The sequence below is a fragment of the Phenylobacterium sp. genome, assembly GCF_030697925.1.
In the GTDB taxonomy this organism is placed as follows: Bacteria; Pseudomonadota; Alphaproteobacteria; order Caulobacterales; family Caulobacteraceae; genus Phenylobacterium.
In genome coordinates, this window is the sequence record NZ_JAUYOJ010000060.1 from 22,937 (window position 1) to 42,618 (window position 19,682).

18 protein-coding genes, 1 tRNA gene and 1 pseudogene are annotated in these 19,682 nt (G+C 66.6%); 16 read left to right on the forward strand and 4 right to left on the reverse strand.

What is annotated here, in order from left to right:
* Positions 1–41: 41 nt before the first annotated feature.
* The 7 genes from Q8Q88_RS05855 (at position 42) to Q8Q88_RS05885 (ending at position 9,169) form a co-directional block, all read left to right on the forward strand.
* The gene (locus tag Q8Q88_RS05855; protein ID WP_305674266.1) at positions 42–1,205 is read left to right on the forward strand and encodes a serine hydrolase; all 1,164 of its coding nucleotides are present in this window, start codon (positions 42–44) and stop codon (positions 1,203–1,205) included.
* 26 nt (positions 1,206–1,231) lie between these two features.
* Positions 1,232–2,410 (forward strand): carbohydrate porin, encoded by a 1,179-nt coding sequence (locus tag Q8Q88_RS05860; protein ID WP_305674267.1) that lies wholly within the window; start codon positions 1,232–1,234, stop codon positions 2,408–2,410.
* A 104-nt stretch (positions 2,411–2,514) separates the two neighbouring features.
* On the forward strand, positions 2,515–3,609 hold the full coding sequence (locus Q8Q88_RS05865; RefSeq protein ID WP_305674268.1) for a PepSY domain-containing protein: 1,095 nt from the start codon (positions 2,515–2,517) through the stop codon (positions 3,607–3,609).
* Between the two features lie 287 nt (positions 3,610–3,896).
* Positions 3,897–5,948 carry a TonB-dependent siderophore receptor gene (locus tag Q8Q88_RS05870; RefSeq protein ID WP_305674269.1) on the forward strand — a complete coding sequence of 684 codons (2,052 nt, stop codon included), beginning with the start codon at positions 3,897–3,899 and terminating at the stop codon, positions 5,946–5,948.
* A gap of 35 nt (positions 5,949–5,983) precedes the next feature.
* Complete coding sequence (locus Q8Q88_RS05875; RefSeq protein ID WP_305674270.1) at positions 5,984–6,628, forward strand: hypothetical protein; 645 nt, start codon at positions 5,984–5,986, stop codon at positions 6,626–6,628.
* A 93-nt stretch (positions 6,629–6,721) separates the two neighbouring features.
* Complete coding sequence (locus Q8Q88_RS05880) at positions 6,722–7,747, forward strand: 2-oxoadipate dioxygenase/decarboxylase family protein (RefSeq protein WP_305674271.1); 1,026 nt, start codon at positions 6,722–6,724, stop codon at positions 7,745–7,747.
* 3 nt (positions 7,748–7,750) lie between these two features.
* A complete protein-coding gene (locus Q8Q88_RS05885; protein ID WP_305674272.1) occupies positions 7,751–9,169 on the forward strand; it encodes an FAD-binding oxidoreductase in 1,419 nt (472 codons plus the stop codon).
* Positions 9,170–9,199: 30 nt separating this feature from the next.
* On the opposite strand, the gene Q8Q88_RS05890 is transcribed toward Q8Q88_RS05885, so the two are convergent.
* Positions 9,200–9,652, reverse strand: coding sequence for an Lrp/AsnC family transcriptional regulator (locus tag Q8Q88_RS05890; protein ID WP_305674273.1), 453 nt, complete (start codon positions 9,650–9,652; stop codon positions 9,200–9,202).
* Positions 9,653–9,744: 92 nt separating this feature from the next.
* Between Q8Q88_RS05890 and Q8Q88_RS05895 the strand changes: the two genes are divergently transcribed.
* From Q8Q88_RS05895 to Q8Q88_RS05920, 6 genes are all read left to right on the forward strand, one after another.
* Positions 9,745–10,848, forward strand: a complete 1,104-nt coding sequence (locus tag Q8Q88_RS05895; protein ID WP_305674274.1) for a saccharopine dehydrogenase C-terminal domain-containing protein — start codon at positions 9,745–9,747, stop codon at positions 10,846–10,848.
* Positions 10,848–12,353 (forward strand): aldehyde dehydrogenase family protein, encoded by a 1,506-nt coding sequence (locus Q8Q88_RS05900; protein ID WP_371129812.1) that lies wholly within the window; start codon positions 10,848–10,850, stop codon positions 12,351–12,353. The genes Q8Q88_RS05895 and Q8Q88_RS05900 overlap by 1 nt, the downstream gene beginning before the upstream one ends.
* Before the next feature lie 429 nt (positions 12,354–12,782).
* Positions 12,783–13,487 (forward strand): ABC transporter ATP-binding protein, encoded by a 705-nt coding sequence (locus Q8Q88_RS05905; RefSeq protein WP_305674275.1) that lies wholly within the window; start codon positions 12,783–12,785, stop codon positions 13,485–13,487.
* Between the two features lie 11 nt (positions 13,488–13,498).
* Positions 13,499–14,947 carry an ABC transporter permease subunit gene (locus Q8Q88_RS05910; RefSeq protein WP_305674276.1) on the forward strand — a complete coding sequence of 483 codons (1,449 nt, stop codon included), beginning with the start codon at positions 13,499–13,501 and terminating at the stop codon, positions 14,945–14,947.
* 29 nt (positions 14,948–14,976) lie between these two features.
* On the forward strand, positions 14,977–16,422 hold the full coding sequence (locus Q8Q88_RS05915) for an ABC transporter permease subunit (RefSeq protein WP_305674277.1): 1,446 nt from the start codon (positions 14,977–14,979) through the stop codon (positions 16,420–16,422).
* 302 nt (positions 16,423–16,724) lie between these two features.
* Complete coding sequence (locus tag Q8Q88_RS05920) at positions 16,725–16,850, forward strand: hypothetical protein (RefSeq protein ID WP_305674278.1); 126 nt, start codon at positions 16,725–16,727, stop codon at positions 16,848–16,850.
* A 94-nt stretch (positions 16,851–16,944) separates the two neighbouring features.
* Here the strand turns inward: Q8Q88_RS05920 and Q8Q88_RS05925 are convergent.
* Positions 16,945–17,021 (reverse strand) — tRNA-Arg (locus tag Q8Q88_RS05925).
* Positions 17,022–17,200: 179 nt separating this feature from the next.
* Between Q8Q88_RS05925 and Q8Q88_RS05930 the strand changes: the two genes are divergently transcribed.
* Positions 17,201–17,323 carry a hypothetical protein gene (locus Q8Q88_RS05930; RefSeq protein WP_305674279.1) on the forward strand — a complete coding sequence of 41 codons (123 nt, stop codon included), beginning with the start codon at positions 17,201–17,203 and terminating at the stop codon, positions 17,321–17,323.
* Between the two features lie 59 nt (positions 17,324–17,382).
* Entirely contained in the window at positions 17,383–17,727 is a 345-nt protein-coding gene (locus Q8Q88_RS05935; protein WP_305674280.1) for a PilZ domain-containing protein, read from the forward strand.
* A gap of 25 nt (positions 17,728–17,752) precedes the next feature.
* Here the strand turns inward: Q8Q88_RS05935 and Q8Q88_RS05940 are convergent, their stop codons facing one another.
* Positions 17,753–18,100, reverse strand: a complete 348-nt coding sequence (locus tag Q8Q88_RS05940) for a PilZ domain-containing protein (RefSeq protein ID WP_305674281.1) — start codon at positions 18,098–18,100, stop codon at positions 17,753–17,755.
* Between the two features lie 139 nt (positions 18,101–18,239).
* On the opposite strand from Q8Q88_RS05940, the gene Q8Q88_RS05945 reads away from it, so the two are divergent.
* Positions 18,240–19,547, forward strand: coding sequence for a dicarboxylate/amino acid:cation symporter (locus tag Q8Q88_RS05945; protein ID WP_305674282.1), 1,308 nt, complete (start codon positions 18,240–18,242; stop codon positions 19,545–19,547).
* Positions 19,548–19,565: 18 nt separating this feature from the next.
* Here the strand turns inward: Q8Q88_RS05945 and Q8Q88_RS05950 are convergent.
* Positions 19,566–19,682 (reverse strand): annotated as a pseudogene (locus Q8Q88_RS05950) (IS5/IS1182 family transposase); the annotation flags it as partial.

Genomic DNA, 19,682 nt, shown 5'->3' on the forward strand with positions numbered 1-19,682 from the left:
TCTTCTCCACCGCAAGCCTGGAGATATTCGGAGTGGGACGCGTGGCGGACAGCAGCAGTTTCGGCGACACGGAGGCCCGGTACAGGGCGCCTCTCGAGCGCTTCTTCGACGGCGCCATGACGCCGGGCGAAACGGTCCATGCCCTGGCCCACTACCATGAGCTTTTCACCGTCCGCACGGTCGCGCGCGGCGGAGCGCCCCGCCCCTTGCCCCAGGGCGCGGGCGCGCTCCCCGATATCGCCCTGGAGGCCGACGGCAGGACCTTCGACATCTACGACTATCTGGCGACCAATCGTGTCGCGGGCCTTCTCGTCATGAAGGACGGGAAGGTCGTCTGCGAGAACTACGAGCTCGGCGCGACCCCCGAGACCCTTTGGGCGTCGTGCTCCATGGCCAAGTCGATTGCGTCCACCCTGGTCGGCGCCGCGATCCTGGACGGCCACATCGAAAGCCTCGACGATCCCCTGCCGCGCTACATCAAGCCGCTCGCCGCGAGCGCCTATGCCGATGTGAGCGTCCGCCAACTGCTCCAGATGACGTCCGGCGTCCAATGGGACGAGACCTATACCAACCCCAAATCCGACCGGCGCAGGCTGCTTGAGACCCAGTTGAAGTTCGAGCCCGGGGCGGTCGTCCGGCACATGAGCCAGTTACCGCGGGGCGCCGCGCCGGGTTCGTCCTGGAAGTACAATACGGGCGACTCCTATCTGGTCGGTGAGCTGCTGCAGGCCGCGACCGGCGTCGATCCGACCCAATATCTCTCGACCAAGGTCTGGGCGCGCCTGGGCATGGAGCGGGACGCGCACTGGTGGGTGGAAGGCCAGGGCGGGATGGTCTTCGCCGGCAGCGGGATCAGCGCGACGCTCCGCGACTATGCCCGCTTCGGGCAGCTGGTCCTCGACGAGGGCCGGATCGACGGCGAATCCATCGTACCCGAGGGCTGGTTCCAGGAGGCCGGCGCCGCGGCCGTCGTGGGGGGGCGGAAGGTCCCCTACGGCTACATGTGGTGGCTGCCTGAACTGGCCGATCCGGTGCTGGAAGGTTCCTTCCAGGCCGAGGGAATCTATGGGCAGTACCTGCACATCAATCCCCGCGAGCGCCTGATGATCGTGCTGCTCAGCGCGCGCTCCAAGCCCAGCTTCCGTTCCCGGCTCGAGTTCGACGACGACGCGTTCTTCGCCGCCGTCGCCAAGGCGCTGCGCTAGCGCCCTTACCCGATCGAACCCCGCGCATGCGCCCCCCGCCAATACCATCGAACCGCTGGATCAACCTGACCTCGGCGCTCGCCCTCGCCCTCTTGGCGACGGTTCCTGCAACCGCTCATGCCCAGGCCGGCGCGCGCTCGCCGATCGAAACCGACGCGACCAACACCTTCGACGCCTGGCGAAACATCCATGGGGGTCTCAGCACGGGTCATGCCCTGCTCAACAGGTTCGATCTCTCGGTCACCCTCCACGGCGAGGCGTGGGGGCGGCCCGGCCTCACGGGGCGGCTGCTCTATCATCGGATCGACGGCGACGCCCTGAGCGGAGACCTGGTCGGCGACGTGCAGGGCGTCGACAACATCAGCGCCTCGGGCGCCCATCGCCTGATGGAGGCCTGGGTCGAACAGGACTTCGGCGATCGGGGTTCGGTCCGGGCCGGCCTGATGGACCTCAACGCCGAGTTCGACGGGATCGAACCGGCCGGCCTGTTCCTCAACAGCTCCCATGGCATCGGCGCGGAGATCGCCCAGAGCGGTCGAAACGGGCCGTCGATCTATCCAACCAGCGCCCTCGGAATCCGCGGCGAGCTGCGCCGTGGGGCGTTCACTGTCCGCGCCGCGGCCTTCGACGGCGTTCCGGGGGATCTGGACCGGCCCGAGGCGCTGGCGGCGGTCGATCTGGCCGAGGACGACGGCGCCCTGATCATCGGTCAGGCGGACGTGACGGGGGAGGGCGGCCTTCGGGTCTCCATGGGCGTCTGGCGCTACACCGAGAGTTTCGCGCCGAGCGAAACCGGCGAACGTCGATCGGACCGCGGCGCCTATGCCTCCATCGAAGGGCCTCTGGCGCCTCGCGGCGGCCTTTCGGGGTGGGTGCGGGTCGGGGTTTCCGGTCCGAAGCCGTCGGCGGCGGTCCGTCAGTTCAGCGGCGGTGTGGTGATGGACGCGCCGTGGGCGGGACGGCCGCACGATCAGCTCGGATTCGCCGTTACTAGGGCGGAGTTCGGCGGAGCGCCCCATCGGGCGAGTGGCCGGCCCGACGCCGAGACCGCGTTCGAGATCACCTATCGCTACGTCGCCAACGACTGGCTCAGCCTGCAGCCCAACCTCCAGTACGTGGTCGGCCCGGGCGCCGCGCCCGGCCTCGACAACGCCGTGGTCCTGGGCCTGCGGGTCACGCTGACGACAGACCGCCTACAGGAGTGAATGGACGCGATGATCGCCAACCAGGCTGTGATAGTCCGGGCCTCGATCTCGTGCCGCACCGGGGATGGCTTGTTGCATTGGATCGGCCAACCGGAGCCGGCGACATGAAGGCCAAGCTTCGCGTCATCCACCGATGGATATCGCTTTGCGTGGCGACGCTCTGGGTGGTGCAGGCGCTCTCGGGCGCCTACCTGGTCTTCCACCGCTCGATCGACGACATGACGCTTGGGGCCTCGGGCCGCCCGCAGGACGCGGCGGCGATCGGCCGGGCCATCGCCTCGCTTGAGCGACAGCCCCCGGGCGGACAGGTCCTGCAGTATTTCCGAAGTGGCGGCGTCGAGGGCCAGGTCGACCTCCTGGTCGATCGTCCGGACGGCCGTCGGCAGGTCGTGCGCATCGACGGCGCCACCGGCGAGGTGCTGCGCCAGAGCGCCTGGGAACGACCGCTGTCGCAGGTGGCGATCTCGCGTCAGGTGTTCCTCCTGCATAAGCAGCTCCTGTCGGGCGCGGTCGGCGACTGGTTCGTGGGCCTCAGCGGCGTGCTGCTGGCGACCAACCTGCTGATCGCCCTGCGGCTCGCCTGGCCCGCGCGGGGCCGTTGGCGCAACACGCTTGTCCCGCAGCCTTCAAAGTCGCCCGCCATGACCGCCCTGGCCTGGCACCGGGCCGTGGGCCTCTGGCTCGCGCCCATGGGCCTGCTCGCCGCGCTGACGGGGGCCCTCATCGTCTGGTCGCCGCAGCTGGAGCGCGCGGCGGGCGCGACCCTCCCGCCGCCGGCGCGATGCGCATCCGCCGTCGACGGCGCGCGCAGGGTGGAGCCCGGGGTCGCGGAGCAGGCCGCTCGCGCCGTCTATCCCGATGGCCTGGTCGCCGTCGTCACCCTGCCGAGGGACCGTTCCTGCTATGCCGTCCGCTTGAAGCGGCCGGGCGAATGGCGCCGCGTCTACGGCACCACGATCGTCTATGTGGACGCCGCCAGCGGCCTCGCCCTGAAGAGCCGCGACGCCCTGGCCGCGCCGACACCGGTTCGGATGGTGATGGGCCTCTATCCGCTGCATGCCGGCGAATGGGGTGGGATCGCCACCCGCGTGCTGGCGCTCGTCGTCGGAATTTGGCTGTGCGCCACGATCGTGCTCGGGGTCACCCTGTGGCTGAAGCGTCGGCCCGGCGGCAAGCCCGCGCCCAGGTCCGCGCGATGACGATCTTCGCCCAACTTTTTTGACGCCCGGCCTGCGATTAATTGAAATCGACAAGGCGCCTGGTGCGTGATGACCTCCAATTGTGACAAGAATAACCGCAAGTTCGATTGCGCCACAAATATAGGTAGAGCAATTCTACCTCACGAGTGGTTGTCAAAAGACGCGCGGTCTCAATGAATTCTGGACCATATCAATAGGTCCAGCTGTCAATCCTGAATTCGCTGTCCTGGGGGATAGAAGTGAAGCGCCAGATGACGACCGTAGGCCGTGCGGGATGCCCCGCCCTAATGCTTTCATTGCTGATGAGCGGAAGCGCGCTCGCCCAGGCCGCCGACGCGCCGCGCGATCGCGTCGAGTTGGACGAGGTCGTCGTCACCGCCGACCGCAAGAACACCTTCAGCGCCGACTATGTCCAGGCCGGCGCCTTCCGCGATGCGCGGGTGATCGAGACCCCTCTGACCGTCGCGGTCATTCCGAAGGACCTGCTGACCGCCCAGCAGGCGCTCAGCGTCCTCGACGCGGTGCGCAACACCGCCGGCGTCAGCCAGTCCCAGATCAACAGCGTGATCTACAGCAACCTGTCGATCCGCGGCATCCCGGTGGACAACACCACCAACTACCGGCTGAACGGCGTCCTGCCGATCATCAACTTCATCGACATGCCGATGGAGAACAAGGATCGCGTCGAGGTCCTGAAGGGCGCGGCTGGCCTCTACTACGGCTTCGCGACCCCGTCCGGCGTGGTCAACCTGGTGACCAGCCGGCCGGTGAGCGGAGACCTCACCAACCTGAACCTGTTCGGCAATATCCACGGCGGGGCCGGTGCGCATATCGATGCGAGCCGCAGCTGGGGCGACATGGGCCTGCGGATCAACGCCGCGATCGCCAACCTGGAGACGGGGGTTAAGCGCACCGAAGGCGAACGCAAATTCGTGTCCGGCGCCTTCGACTGGAAACCCAACGAGAAATTCCTGCTCCAATTGGACGCCGAGTACATCAACAAGGAGGTGACCGAGCCGACGGAGTTCGCGTTGCCCGCCCCGGTGAACGGGGTAATCGTCCTGCCGCCGCTGCAAAGCGCCTCGAAGAACCTCGGCGCGGCCTGGCTGCTGGCCGAAGGCTACGAATACAATCTGATGGCCCGGGCGAGGTATAACTTCAGCCCGGCGTGGAGCGCCTCGTTCAGCGCCGGTGAATCCTATCTGGACCGTACGCGGCGCTACTCGTCGTTCTTCGGATACGACCTGACGACCGGCGACGGGACGGTCGGCATCGGCCTGTTCCCCGACAACACCTATCGCGCCGTGATCTATCGCGGCGACTTGGCCGGCGCATTCCGGACGGGACCCATCAAGCACGAGCTGTTGATCGGCGCCGCCGACTACACGCGCAAGTCGGTGATCACCGCGGCGGTCCGCTCCCGGTTCGCGCAAAACCTGCACAATCCGGTGGTCATCCCGGAACAGCCGACGCCGCGCGGCACCGTCCTGACGACCTCGAAGGTCAAGGACGTGGGGGTCTATATCTTCGAGCGGGCGACCTACAACGAATGGCTACAGCTCACCGTCGGCTACCGGAAGACCGACTACAGCGACAAGAGCCCGACCACCAGCTATGAGGCCAGCCCCGGTTCGCTCTCCTACGGCCTGCTGATCAAGCCGCGCAGTTGGATCAGCGTCTATGGCAACTACGTGGAAGGCCTGGAATCGGGCGGCATCGTCCCGCAGATCGCGGTGAACGCCGGTCAGATCATGCCGGCCGCCGTCAGCGAGCAGACGGAGTTCGGGATCAAGTGGGAGCCCAAGCGCGGCCTGTTGCTGACCGCCGCCTATTTCGACATCAGCCGGGCGTCCTCGTATCTCAACAGCGCCAACGTGTTCGTCCAGGACGGTCAGGCCTCCTACAAGGGCCTCGAGCTCAGCGCGGCCGGTGAGCTCACCCGGGAACTGTCGATCTCGGTCAGCGCCGTCTCCCTCGAGGCGAAACAGACCTCTGGCGCCGCCACGGTCGTCGGCAAGCGGATCGAGAACACCGCCGAGTTCAGCGGATCGATCTTCGCCGAGTACAGGGCGCCGTTCCTGGACGGCCTGCGCCTCTCGGCCGGCCTGTTCTACGTCGGCGACCGGGCGGTGAATGCGACCAACAACGCCTTCGTCGGCGACTACACGACGCTGGACTTGGGCGCGAGCTACCAGACCGAGCTCTTCGACAAGCCGGTCACCTTCCGGGTCTATGGCGAGAACGTGACGGGCGTGAAGTACTGGGCCGCGACGGGCTCCAGCCTCGCCGCCCAGGGCCTGCCCCGTTCGGTCAAGTTCTCGATCTCCACGTCTTTCTGATCGCCCGACCGATGAACATGTTGAGGAGAGCTGGTGTGTTTAAGGTCCTGGCCGGCGCCGCTGGCAGTCTGTTGCTGGCCAGCACGGCGATGGCGCACGAGGTGTGGATCGAGCGTGACGCCGGCGGTCCGGCCCGTATCTTCCTCGGCGAGCCGGACTATCCGCGCCCGGTCGGCGCCGATCCGGAGTTTCCGAAACTGAAGGCGCCGTTGGTGTTCACCGACGATCCATCCAAGCCCGCGGCGCTGACGCGCAAGGCCGACCACATCGAGGCGGCCGTGCAGGGTTCCGGCGATGTCCGCCTGGTCGACGCCAACGTGTTCGAACCCGACCCGACGCCCGACGGCGGCTTCACCGGCAGGATCTACTACGCCAAGGCCGGTAGGTCGGAGACCCGATCGGCCCTGGACTTCGAGGTCGTGCCTCGCAGCCCGGGGAGCGACCAATTCCAGATCCTGTTCAAGGGCCAGCCGGTCAGGGAAGGGGTGCGGATCACCAATCCTGAGGGGTGGGTCAAGAACATCAAGTCGGACGCCGAGGGCCGTTTCAGCGTCCCGACCCCGTGGAAGGGCCGCTATCTGGTGACAGTCGATCGCAAGGACGACGCCGGCGCGACCCTGTTCGGAAAGCCCGTGAAGAGCGTCACCCACATCACGACGGTCAGCTTCACCGTCCCCTGAGGCGTTCTCGCCGCGCCATCCTGACGACGGATCGGCGCGGCGTCGGACGGACCCGTGGGGGCGACCTCCAACCTATCTCCAAGGAACAGGATCATGCAGATTCCGGTCGCCTCGACCCTTGCCCGGCTGATCGGCGCCGTCATCGGCCGAGATGCGGCGAACGCCTTGATCGACCTCGTCGACATCGATCCCGCGATCGGCGCAGGGACAGGCGACCAGGTCCGGCGCGCGGTCATGGCCCAGGCGTTGAACCTGCTGCTGCTCGAGGACCTGCTCGCCCGGGCCCCGACGGGCGCGGCCTATGTCGCCGACCTCGCGGCGGCCGGGCGGCGCCTGGTGTTCGATCACGGCGCGGTGCGAACGGTCGGCCTGTCCGGCATGGGCGCATTGCCCGCCGGAGAGGTGGCCCTGACCCGGGTCCTCAAGCCTTTGGGTTACGCCATGGCCGAGACCTATCCGCTCGATCGCCTCGGCATGACCGGACGATCCTACACCCAGCTCGACTATCCGGAGACGCTCCCGCAGTTCTTCGTCAGCGAGCTGCATGTCGAGCGCTTCTCCTCGAAGTTCCAGGAGGCCGCGCGCCGTGTGACGGCGCGGTCCGAAGATCCCCTGTCCTCGGGGGACGTCGCCAAGCTCGAGATCTTGGCGGCGACGGGCGGACTGGGCTTCGAGGACGCCCGCACCCTACTGCCCCGGCTCGTCGCCTGCTTCGGCCGCCAGCATGTGGACGCCGCCTGGAGCGACTACGAAATCCTGCTCTCGGAGTCGGCCGAAATGGCCTGGATCGCCACCGAGGGCAACGCCTTCAACCACGCCACGGATCGCGTCGCCTCCATCGGCTGGGTGGTGGCGCGCGAGCGTGGACTCGGCCGTCCCCTGAAACCGACCATCGAGGTCTCGACCAATGGCCGGATCTGGCAGACCGCCTTTCTCGCCGACCCGGCCCAGCGCACGTTCATCGGCCCAGATGGCGGGCTGCTGGCGCGCGAGGTTCCGGGCTCGTTCTTCGAGTTCATCCAGCGCGAGCCCGATCCCGACACCGGGCGCCTGGACCTCTCCTTCGACAGCAGCAACGCGCAGGGCATCTTCAAGATGACCAGCGCGCGCCAGGCCTAGGCTATGTCGGCCAGCAGCGCTGTCCGTCGCGACCTGGCGCGCGTCCTGGAGGCCGGTGCGCTCGTGGCCGAGGAGGATCATCCCGCCTATGAGCGCGGCTATCGCTACGGAGCGGGCAGGGCCCTGGCGGTTGCGCGGCCGGGCTCGGTGGAAGGGGTTCGCGATGTCGTCCGATACTGCCACCGTCACGACATCCCCATGGTCGCGCAGGGCGCCAACACCGGCCTGACCGGCGCGAGCACGCCCGACGACAGCGGTCGCCAGGTTGTCGTCAGCCTCGAGCGCCTCGCGGGAATCGAAAGGCTCGATGTCGCCGACCGCAGCGCCAGCGTCATGGCCGGCGCCCGGCTCAGCCGGCTCAACGCCGAGGCCCAGGCGTTCGGGCTGCAGTTTCCGATCGACCTGGGCGCCGACCCGACGATCGGCGGGATGGTGGCGACGAACACGGGCGGCGCGAGGCTCATCCGCTACGGCGATGTGCGGCGCAATCTGCTGGGGTTGGAGGTGGTGCTCGCCGACGCGGACGCCTCGATGGTCTCGATGATGCGCGGCCTGCGAAAGGACAACTCCGGCGTCGACCTGAAGCAGGTGTTCGTCGGCACCGGCGGCGCCTTCGGCATCGTCGTGCGCGCCCGGCTCGAGCTCCATCCGGTTCCCGTCCAGACCATGACCGCGTTCGTCACGCCGCGGGACCACGGGGACATCCCCGCGATCCTCACGCTGCTCGACCAACGCCTCGGCGATTTCCTGAGCGCCTGCGAAGGGCTGTCGCGAAATGCGATCCGGGCCGCCGTGAAAGCTCATCCGGCGTTGCGCAACCCCTTTGCGGACGCCATTCCGCCGTACGTCCTGCTGGTCGAGCTGACGACCGGCGCGGGCAGCGGCAGCGGGGTGGATCTTGTCGGCCTGTTCGGAGAGGCGCTGGCCGAAAGCCTGCAGGGGACAGAGCGGCTGATCGAAGATGTCGTGATCGCGCGGCCGGCGGAGGCCTGGGCGCTGCGGCACGCCGTGAGCGACGGCTTGAAGGCCCTGGGGCGCGTCATCGGCATCGACGTGGCGGTTCCCCGGTCGCGGCTGCCCGATTTCCGCCGGGAGGCCTTGGCCTTCATGGCGGCGGAACATCCCTATCTGACCGTCTGCGATTTCGGCCACTGCGGCGACGGCGGCGACCACTTCAACATCGTCTGGCCCCCGGGCGCGGGCCCGGATGATTTCGTGGGCGTCAGCGCCAGGGTTCGCGCCGGCGTCTATCGCATCGCCGTGGCCCAGAACGGAGGAACCTTCAGCGCCGAGCACGGTGTGGGACCGGTCAACCGCGAGACCTATTGCGCCTGGACCGCCCCCGGCGAGCGGCTGGCCGCCAAGCTGCTCAAGTCGCATTTCGACCCGAAGGGGCTGCTCGGCAATGTGGACCTCACCTGACCTGGGCTTCGCCCGGCCCTCGTCCGGCGCCTAGCGTCGCAGGCGCGTGGACAGCACGATCGACGAGGTGGTCCGCTCCACCCCCTCCAGCCCGGCGATCGCGTCGATGAGCGCGTCCAGTTGAGCCAGGCTCTCGGCCTCCAGCAAGGCGATCAGGTCATACTCGCCGCTGATGGCGTGCAGGGCGGTGAGTTCGACGAGCTTCGAGAGTCGGGCCTCGATCGCCGTGGCGTGCCGGCTTGAGATCTTGATCATCACGTGAGCGCGCACGAGCCTGCGCTCATAGGCCTGGCCCAGCCGGATCGTATAGCCCCCGATCACCTGCGTCCGCTCCAGGCGTTCGATGCGCGCATAGACGCTGGCGCGCGAGAGGCCCAGGGCGCGACCCAGGGTGGTGACCGGCTGGCGTGAATTCACCCTCAACAGTGCCATGAGCTGTCTGTCAAGGTCATCCATTTGCAAAGTGTCGGGCGAAGTAGTCATTGTGGAGGAATTCTAGTCGAAATTCGAGCAACATTCAATCTTCCAACCAGACAAACACTCAAACAATCTTCCTCCATGTGGAGGAGAATACCGTGAAAGCCATACTCGTGATTGGAGCCGGCAAGATCGGCGAGATGATTACAGCCCATCTCGCGGAGAGCGGCGACTACCGGATTCTGGTCGCCGACCGTGATCAGGCCCAGATCGACCGGCTTCCTCGTCGTCCCAACGTCCAGACGGCCGTCATCGACGTCACCGCGCAAGACCAGTTGATCGAGGCTATGCGCGGAAAGTTCGCGGTGCTGTCGGCCGCCCCCTATGACGTGACCCGCCATGTCGCCCAGGCGGCGAGACTGGCCTCGGCGCACTACCTGGATCTCACGGAGGACGTGGCGACCACACGCCTGGTGAAGACCCTGGCTGTGGATTCGGACCGCGCCTTCATTCCGCAGTGCGGACTGGCGCCAGGCTTCATCTCGATCGTGGCCAGCGATCTGGCCGGCCGCTTCGACACCCTCGAGAGCGTCCGCATGCGGGTCGGAGCGCTGCCGATCTTTCCGTCTAACGCCCTCAACTACAACCTGACCTGGTCGACCGACGGGGTGATCAACGAATACGACGAGCCCTGCGAGGCCATCGTCGGCGGGCGTCTTTGCGAGGCCGCGCCGCTGGAGGAGCTCGAGGAATTCTCCCTGGATGGCGTCCGATACGAGGCGTTCAATACTTCAGGAGGCCTGGGAACACTGTGCGAAACCTTGGCGGGCAAGGTTCGTAATCTGAACTACAAGACGGTCCGATATCCCGGCCACCGGGACATCATGAAGGCGCTGATCCAGGATCTGCGGCTGGGCCAGCGGCGCGCCCTGCTCAAGGACATCCTTGAGTTCGCGCTGCCGGCGACGATGCAGGACGTCGTCCTGGTGTTCGCGACCGTCAGCGGCCAGCGGGACGGCCGCTACTTCCAGGAGACCTACGCCAACAAGATCTACGGCGCCGAGGTGGGCGGCGTGCAGCGAAGCGCCATCCAGATCACCACCGCGGCGGGCATCTGCGCTGTCCTGGATCTTCTGGCCGAGGGCTCGCTTCCCCAGCAGGGCTTGGTCCGGCAGGAGCAGATCCCCCTGGATCTGTTCCTCAAGAACCGGTTCGGGCGCGCCTACGGGGCCATGGCCATCGCCCGTGCGGAGGTGGCGTGATGGACACGATGTCGCTCCCGACGTGCGGCCTGGCCGCCTCGCGCGTCCTCGGATCACTGGGCGTCAGCCATCCGGTTCGAGGCGTCGCGCGCCTCTCGCCGATCGATGAATCGCCAATGCCGCCGGTGGAGACCGCCTCGCTGGAGGAGGTGGACCAGGCGCTCGTGGCCGCCCAGGCGGCGTTCGAGACCTGGCGCTTGGTCCCCGCGCCTCGGCGCGGAGAGCTCGTGCGCCGGTTCGGGGAGGTGCTGCGCGACAACAAGGCGGCGCTGGGCGAACTGGTGATGCTGGAGGCCGGGAAGTCGCTCTCCGAGGGCCTTGGGGAGGTCCAGGAGATGATCGACATCTGCGACTTCGCCGTCGGCCTGTCGCGCCAACTCTACGGCCTGACCATCGCCTCGGAACGCCCGATGCACCACATGCGCGAGGCATGGCACCCCTTGGGCGTGGTCGCGATCATTTCCGCCTTCAATTTTCCGGTGGCGGTTTGGGCCTGGAACGCCGCCTTGGCGCTGGTCTGCGGCGACACGATCGTCTGGAAGCCATCGGAAAAGACGCCGCTGACGGCGGTCGCCGCGCACGCCCTCCTGCAACGCGTCGTCGCGGAGTTTCCCGAGGCTCCAGCCGGCCTCTCCGCGCTCCTGCTGGGCGATGGCGAGATCGGGGCTGCGCTCTCGGCCGACCACCGTGTCGCGCTCGTCTCGGCCACGGGGAGCACCCGCATGGGTCGCGCGGTCGGCGTCACCGTCGCCGAGCGGTTTGGACGCAGTCTCCTTGAGCTCGGCGGCAATGGAGCCACGGTGGTCTGCCCCAGCGCCGACCTCGAGCTTGCGGTTCGCGCGATCGCCTTCGGCGCGGCGGGCACCGCGGGCCAGAGATGCACCACGATGCGCCGGCTGCTCGTGCATGGCTCGATCTATGATGACCTGCTGCCGCGGTTGACCCGCGTCTTCCGAGAGCTCCCGGTGGGCGATCCGCGCCTTGAGCGGAATATCGTCGGACCGCTGGTCGACGGAGATGCGCTGCGGGGCATGGCCACGGCGCTCGACAGGGCGAAGCGCGACGGTGGGATCGTGCATGGCGGGGAGGCCCTGGGCGGCCTCTATGCGCGCCCCGCCATCGTCGAGCTGGCCAGCCAGACACAGGTCGTTCGCGAGGAAACGTTCGCGCCCATCCTCTATGTCCTCAGGTACGAGACCCTCGACCAGGCCGTCGCGCTACTCCGCGACGTTCCCCAGGGCCTCTCATCGTCGATCATCACCAACGATCTGCGCGAGGCGGAAACCTTCCTGTCGGCCGCGGGCTCCGACTGCGGCATCGCCAACGTGAACATGGGCACCAGCGGCGCGGAGATCGGCGGCGCCTTCGGTGGCGAGAAGGAGACGGGAGGCGGGCGCGAGAGCGGCTCGGACGCCTGGAAGGCCTACATGCGCCGGCAAACCCAGTGCATCAATTATGGCCGCGACCTGCCCCTGGCCCAGGGCGTTGCGTTCGCCACCACCTAGCGCCGGCCGCGGCGTCGCGCAGGCTCGCGCGCGACGCCGCGCCAAACGCTGGCCCCCGGCATTTTTGCCGCCCGGGCTTCTGATTATTGAAATCGACAAACTATTCCGCCGATGATCTCCTAATTCCTCAAGTGGAAACTATAAAGTCGACTCATTGAGTCAGATATGACGGGTGAAGGTGTGTATTCGCGTCGAGCCGATGGAATTGTCGCGAATTGAGCGATGCGAATTACCTTGGTGGTCGCTCAGGCCCAGGAAGGCCGGACGGACCCGCGTGGTCCGCGACATCGTCGATGACGCTGGCGATCCGATGCGGTTGGTCGGCGAGAGCTTGGCCCCCAGGCCCGCAAGGCCAAGCCCACAACAGTGTCCGTCGGGGACGGCGCTCCAACCATGGTCGGTCTCGATCATAGAAAGTGTACGAGGGTCATGCTGAAGGCCGAGGCGCTTCGCAAGGATTACAACGGGCACATGGCGCTCAAGGGGCTCGATCTCGAGATCAAGCCGGGCGAGATATACTGCCTGCTGGGCGCCAATGGCTCCGGGAAGAGCACCACCATCAATCTCTTCCTCGACTTCATCAAGCCCACGAGCGGGCGGGCGCTGGTCGGGGGGCTCGACGCCAAGCAACACCCTATCGAGACCAAGCGTCTCCTGGCCTACATCCCGGAAATCGTGATGCTGTACCGCAACCTCACCGCGGTGGAGAACCTGCGGTACTTCAGCGGCCTCGCCGGTCATTCCGAATATTCCGACGCCGATCTCCTGGCGTTTCTTGAGCGGGCCGGCCTGCCCGGCCACGCGCCGCACAAGCGGGTCGGCGGATATTCCAAAGGCATGCGCCAGAAGGTCGGAATAGCGATCGCGGTGGCGAAGCAGGTCAAGGCGCTGCTGCTGGACGAGCCGACCTCGGGTCTGGATCCGAAGGCGTCGAACGAATTCTCTGAATTGCTGGTGCAGCTCAGCCGGGACGGCGTGGCCATCCTCATGGCCACCCACGACCTGTTCCGCGCCAAGGAATGCGGCACCCGGGTCGGGATCATGAAGCACGGGGTGCTGGTGGGCGATCTGGCGACCCAGGACATCGGCCACGCCGATCTCGAGGCGCTCTACCTCAAGCACATGCACGACTGAAGGACCGTCCCATGATCTGGCATGTGGCCCGCAAGGAGCTCACGGAGATCACCCGAGACGGGCGGTTCCTGTGGTCAGCCTTCATCATCATCGTCCTGCTCCTCACCTCTCTGGGCGTGGCGGCTTCGCGTTACGGGGAGGACCGAGCGCTACGCGAGGCCGCGACCCGGGAAGTCCGCAGCCAATGGCTGAACCAGGGCGTCAAGGGTCCCCATTCGGCGGCCCACTATGGTGTCTACGCCTTCAAGCCCTCGACGCCGCTGGCTCTCTTCGACCCAGGGCTCAATGACTATACCGGCACCGTCACGATGCTGGAGGCCCACAAGGAGAACCAGGCCAGCTACAAGCCTGCCCAGGACGCCACGTCCCTGCAGCGGTTCGGCGATCTCTCCGGCGCCATGATCCTGCAACTGCTTATCCCGCTGCTGATCATCCTGCTGTGCTTTGGCATGATCTCGGGGGAACGCGAGGAGGGCACGCTGCGCCAGTTGCTCAGCGTCGGGGCCAAGCGGAGCGACCTGGTCTGGGGCAAGGCGGTGGGGGTGGCGGTGACCCTCGGTCTGGTCCTAGTCCCGTCAGTCCTGGTGGGCGCCGTCCTGTCGGGATTGATCGTCGGCGAAAGCGATCCGCACGACATGATCGACTTCCCGGCGAAGGTCGCCGTCCTGGCCGGCGGGTACCTCGCCTACCTGGCGATCTTCGTGGTCGTCTCCCTGACCGTATCGATCATGGCGAAATCCTCGCGTACGGCGCTGACGATCCTGCTTGGCTTCTGGATCCTGAACGGGCTGCTGCTGCCCCGCGCGGCGGCCGACGTCAGTCGTCAGCTGTACCCGACACCGTCGGCGCTGGAGCTCTCGCAAGCCATCCGGGTCGGGCGCGACAGGGGGCCCCATCCCCACGAACCCAATCACCCCAATCACATCGCCTTCCGCGAGAAACTGCTCGCGACCTACAAGGTCGAGCGGATCGAGGACCTGCCCTATGGCTTCTTCGGGCTCGCCCTCGAGGCCGACGAAACCCACGGGTTCAAGGTCTTCGACCGGCACGTGGGCGAACTGAACCGTCGCTACGCGATGCAGAACCGGTTCCAGCAGGCGATCGGTGTCCTCTCGCCCTTTATCGCGGTGCGCTCGCTATCCAGCGCCCTGGCCGGCACCGACGTCGACTTCGCCAACCAGTTCGCCGCCGCCGGCGAAGCCTATCGGCGGAACCTGGTGAAGGTGACCAACGATGACCTGAAGAGAAACACAGTTGGCTGGACCACGTTCGACGCGGAATGGAGATACAAGGCCGGCGACGACGTCTGGAAACGGGTCCCGGCGTTCGACTTCGATGCGCCGCCACTCGGGGACATCCTGGCGCGCAACTGGCTGCCGATCGCGGTTCTCGCGGCCTGGCTGTTCGGCGGCGTGGTCGCGCTGCTCAGCGTCAGCCGGCGCATGAAAATCGACGTCTGAAGCGTCGCCAGCCTCACAAAGGATAGACAATGATCACTCAGATCATGAAGCACGAATGGCGATTGCTCCTGCGGGATCGGCTGCTGTTCATCGCCATTCCCGTCTATGCCCTTCTCCTCGCCTACGGGGTCTACAACGGGGATGCGTGGCGCCAATTCCTGACGACCAACGTCGCGGCCGCCACCGCGACCGCGGACGACAACATCGGCAAGCTGGCCGAAAAGGCTGAGCGCATCGAGCGGGGCGAACCCTATGGCGCCTATGAGGACCCGCGGATTCCGGGACGTTTCGCGCGGACCATGGCCTTCGAAATGGCGGTCAAGCCGCCCGGACCGACAAGCGCGATCGCGATCGGCCAGAGCGACGTCCATCCATCGTATCTGCTCGTGCAGTGGCGCGCGATGTTCAACCAATCGAACACGGACGAGGTCGAGAACCCGGTCAATCTCGCCGTCGGACGGTTCGATCTCAGCTTCGTGCTGATCTACCTCTATCCGCTGCTCATCATCGCCCTGAGCTTCAACATGCTGTCGTCGGAGCGGGAAGGCGGCACCCAGGTCTTGATGCTGTCGCAACCGGTGTCGGTGGGGCAATTCGTCGTCGGCAAGGTGACCGTGCGCGGTCTGGTCATTATCGGCATGGCCGTCACCCTTTCGTTGCTCGGGGTCATGGCCAGCGGCGCTGAGCTTGCCGACGGCGGCCTATGGCGGCTGGGAGCCTGGGGTCTCGCGATCATCGCCTACGGCGGCTTCTGGTTCGGCCTCTCTGTGCTGGTCAACGCCTTTGCGGGAAAGTCCTCGACCAACGCCATGGTGCTGATGGGAACTTGGCTGGTGCTCGTCCTGCTGGCTCCAGCGGTGCTCAATCTCGTCGCCAAGAGCACCTATCCCCTGCCGTCGCGTATCGAACTCGTACAGGCCGCAAGGCGAGGCTACGACGCGGCGAAACGCGAGGCGCCGCCCAGCGCGCAGGCAGGCGGCGCGGCCGCCGAGCTGGCGTCACGTGGTGGTGAGGACGTCATGCTCGCGGAGCTGAACACGGCCTTCAAGGACGTCATCCCGCTCGAGATGCGCGGCGAAGCCGCCGCCGCGCCGATGTTCAAACGTTTCGATGAGCAGCGCGATCGCCAGCATGGCCTGATCGACCGTCTCAAGTATGTCAGCCCAGCGATCCTGGCGGCCGATGTCATGGGCGAACTGGCCGATACGAGCACGGCGTCCTATCGAGCCTTCAGCCACCAGGTCGGCGCCTATCATGCCCGTTGGCGGGACCACTTCTTCGACCGGATCATGGCCGGCCCGGTGCTTGGCGCGGCCGACATCCGCGCGACGCCCCGATTCAACTTCGTCCCGGAGGAAGATGGGGTCGTGGCCGCGCGCGTGGTCCCAGGCCTCGCCGCCCTGCTTGGCTTCGTTCTGGCGGTCTTCGCCGCGGGGTTTGGGAAGCTCAGGCAGTATCCCGCAGCTGCGAGATAGGGACTTGGCGAAGCTGTCGCCCCCACGGCCAGCCTGGCAGCCCGACGGAAGTTCCGCCCGGGGCACCTTCGCGCGGTTCCGGTATAGGAGTTCAGGCGTGTTCATTGTTGTTCAAGGATGACAACAGTGTTGTTTTGGGCTCTGGAAAGTGATTGTGGGTCCTTGGGTAAGATAAAAGGAGATGATTGCGTTGTCGTCTTGATGTATCTATTCCACTTATTGCGGCGTTAATCCACAAGTCTGCCGACTTGCGATGAGTTGAACCCGTTTCTTCGCGCCGTCGTGCCGTGGAGGTTGGTGAGATGCTGGTCAGGGACCTGGTTCAAACGCGCCTTGAGCAGCGCGATCCGGCCGAGCCGGCGGCGCGCGCGATGGCGCTCCCGCAGACCCTGAAGACCGAGCACGGCGGGGTGCGGACGCCCGCCTGAGCACGCTTGTGACCTATTTGCTCCCTATTTCCGGTTTTGGAGCTTCAGCGGCTGGTTGCCATCCAAGTTTGTTCAATGTAATCTGAGACTTGGATGGCGGCCCGGAAGGGACTCGAACCCCCGACCTTCGCTTTAGGAAAGCGCTGCTCTATCCGGCTGAGCTACCGGGCCTTGCCGATCGACCCGGGGGGACTGGCGAAGTCCGCGGCGCCGCGACGATCTGGCAGACCGATGCCACGTTCACCGCCCGGCGCCAAGCCAGGCCTCTCGGGCGGGATGAAACTCCGGATTGCGCGTCGGCACGACCTAGGCGATGGATAGAGGTCCGTCGAACGGTTGGGAGCTACACAGTGCAGGGCAACAAGCCAGTGGTGCCGGGATGGGTGATCGCGCTCGTGATCGCGCTGATGTCCGGCGGGGTCAGCGCCCTGGCGGTTTGGTTCCTGAGCGAGAGGGCCACCAAGGGCGGATAGGCGCTCACGCGGTCGCGGTCCTTTACGGGCCGGAAAACATTCGCGGTTAGGCTGGCGCCATGACCGATCCCATCGTCCGCACCGAGCGACGATCGCTGGTCAGGCAGCGGACCCTCCTGCGCGGCCGGATCTGCTATGGCCCCAGTCACGTCATGTCGGTCGACTGCGGCATCCGGAACCTGACCACCCGCGGCGCCATGCTCCGCGTCCCCGCCGAGCAGGCGCTGCCGCCGAATTTCGCCCTGCTGCACATAAGTGACGCGGTGGCCTTCGATGCGCGCCTGACCTGGCGGCGCGGCGAGATGCTGGGCGTGCGCTTCGAAGGCAACCACGATCTGCGTGGGCCGGTCGACGAGCCGTTCCGCGCCCTGCGCGCCATCTGGGTGGCCCTGGCCTCGGCCTGACCCGGGCTTTTCGGCTATTTGGCGGCTACTTGGCGGGCTGCAACGCGTCCCAGGTCTGGCGGATCTGCGCCAGGCTTTCGAGGGTGGAGGTGGCGACGTCATGGCGGCCATCGAAGGCCACGCCGCTCAGGTCGCCGCGGCGCCAGCGTAGCCGGGCCTCATAGACGATTCCGCCCTCCAGCTGCAGCAGCATGAAGCGGCCGGGCAGGGGATAGATCTGGGCGATCTTCAGCCGCGCACCACCCTGGCTCACATCGACGATGTGGCAGTCGGCCCACAGGCCGTTGTTCGTCCCATAGAAGGCGCGCGCGCGGAAGTTGGCCGCGACGCGGGGGTGGGCTCTACGTTCATGAAAGTCGAGGGCGTGGGTCACGAAGCTTGACTACACGGGAACGGTTTAGACCCCCTTAAGTTGGCGTGCGCGTATTGCCGCAGGGCGAGCCTCGCCAACCCGCGGGCGATCGGCCTATCTTCCGCTCCGCGCGGCCGGGTCGGCGGCGAATGGGGGACCCATGGCGATCTTGCGGTATTTCCGGCTGCTCTATGTCCAGGTGCTGGTCGGCATCGCGCTCGGCGTGGCCGTCGGAGCCCTGTGGCCCGATGTAGGGGTGGCGCTCAAGCCGCTGGGCGATGGTTTCATCAAGCTGATCAAGATGGCCGTGGCGCCGGTGATCTTCTGCACCATCGTCTCGGGCATCGCCCGGATGGGCGATATGAAGGCCTTCGGCCGGCTGGGCGCCAAGACGCTGATCTATTTCGAGGTGATCTCGACCTTCGCCCTGGTCCTGGGGCTGGTGGTGGGCAACCTGGTCAAACCCGGCGCGGGCTTCAACATCGATCCCGCGACCCTCGATCCGTCCGTGGCCGCCGGTTATGTCGAGAAGGCCGCCCACGGCCAGAGCCTTCCCGACTACGTGCTCTCGTTGATCCCCGACGCCTTCTTCGCCGCCTTCGCCAGCGGAAACCTGCTGCAGGTGCTGGTGATCGCGGTCCTGACCGGGTTCGCCTGCTCGCGGCTGGGAGCGTTCGGAGACAAGGTGGCCGGCGTCCTGGAGGACGTCTCCAAGGTGTTCTTCTCGCTCATCCAGGTGGTGGTGCGACTGGCCCCTATCGGCGCCTTCGGGGCCATGGGCTTCACCATCGGCAAGTACGGCCTGGAGGCCCTGGTCAAGCTGGGCGCGCTGGTGGCGACCTTCTACGGGACATCCCTGCTGTTCGTGCTGGTGATCCTGGGCCTCGTGGCGCTGGCCAGCGGGTTCTCGATCCTGAAGTTCCTGGCCTATATTCGCGAGGAACTGCTGATCGTGCTCGGCACCTCGTCGTCGGAATCCGTCCTGCCGCAGATGATCGACAAGATGCAGCGCCTGGGCGCGGGCAAGACCACGGTCGGCCTGGTCATCCCCACGGGCTATTCGTTCAATCTCGACGGCACCAACATCTACATGACGCTCGCTACCCTGTTCCTGGCCCAGGCGACCAATATCGACCTGTCGTTGGCCCAGGAACTGAGCCTGCTGGGCGTGGCCATGCTGACCTCCAAGGGCGCCAGCGGCGTCACCGGGGCCGGCTTCATCACGCTCGCCGCCACCCTGGCGGTCGTGCCCGACATCCCCATCGCCGCCCTGGCCCTGCTGGTCGGGGTGGACCGGTTCATGAGCGAGTGCCGGGCCCTGACCAACCTGGTCGGCAACGGGATCGCCACCCTGGTGGTCGCCCGCTGGGAGGGCGACCTGGACCGCGAGACCCTGGCCAGGGAACTCGCGCGCGGGCCGAGCGCCATGCCCGTGCCGGCGCCCGTGGCCACCGCGGCGGCCGACTAGGTAGCGGTGACCATTTAGCTATTTGAGCCACAGCATGATGGCGGCGAGGGTGACGAAGCCCATGAAGGTGGACGCGAGCTTGTCGTATCGGGTTGCGATGCGCCGGAAGTGCTTGATGCGGCTGAAGAAGCGTTC

What these genes read in the sequence shown, in the direction of transcription:
- Q8Q88_RS05860 (WP_305674267.1), top strand. Translation starts at nt 1,232, where the DNA reads ATGCGCCCCCCGCCAATACCATCGAACCGCTGGATCAACCTGACCTCG.
- Q8Q88_RS05865 (WP_305674268.1), top strand. Translation starts at nt 2,515, where the DNA reads ATGAAGGCCAAGCTTCGCGTCATCCACCGATGGATATCGCTTTGCGTG.
- Q8Q88_RS05870 (WP_305674269.1), top strand. Translation starts at nt 3,897, where the DNA reads ATGCTTTCATTGCTGATGAGCGGAAGCGCGCTCGCCCAGGCCGCCGAC.
- Q8Q88_RS05880 (WP_305674271.1), top strand. Translation starts at nt 6,722, where the DNA reads ATGCAGATTCCGGTCGCCTCGACCCTTGCCCGGCTGATCGGCGCCGTC.
- Q8Q88_RS05885 (WP_305674272.1), top strand. Translation starts at nt 7,751, where the DNA reads ATGTCGGCCAGCAGCGCTGTCCGTCGCGACCTGGCGCGCGTCCTGGAG.
- Q8Q88_RS05890 (WP_305674273.1), bottom strand. Translation starts at nt 9,652, where the DNA reads ATGACTACTTCGCCCGACACTTTGCAAATGGATGACCTTGACAGACAG.
- Q8Q88_RS05900 (WP_371129812.1), top strand. Translation starts at nt 10,848, where the DNA reads ATGGACACGATGTCGCTCCCGACGTGCGGCCTGGCCGCCTCGCGCGTC.
- Q8Q88_RS05905 (WP_305674275.1), top strand. Translation starts at nt 12,783, where the DNA reads ATGCTGAAGGCCGAGGCGCTTCGCAAGGATTACAACGGGCACATGGCG.
- Q8Q88_RS05910 (WP_305674276.1), top strand. Translation starts at nt 13,499, where the DNA reads ATGATCTGGCATGTGGCCCGCAAGGAGCTCACGGAGATCACCCGAGAC.
- Q8Q88_RS05915 (WP_305674277.1), top strand. Translation starts at nt 14,977, where the DNA reads ATGATCACTCAGATCATGAAGCACGAATGGCGATTGCTCCTGCGGGAT.
- Q8Q88_RS05920 (WP_305674278.1), top strand. Translation starts at nt 16,725, where the DNA reads ATGCTGGTCAGGGACCTGGTTCAAACGCGCCTTGAGCAGCGCGATCCG.
- Q8Q88_RS05935 (WP_305674280.1), top strand. Translation starts at nt 17,383, where the DNA reads ATGACCGATCCCATCGTCCGCACCGAGCGACGATCGCTGGTCAGGCAG.
- Q8Q88_RS05945 (WP_305674282.1), top strand. Translation starts at nt 18,240, where the DNA reads ATGGCGATCTTGCGGTATTTCCGGCTGCTCTATGTCCAGGTGCTGGTC.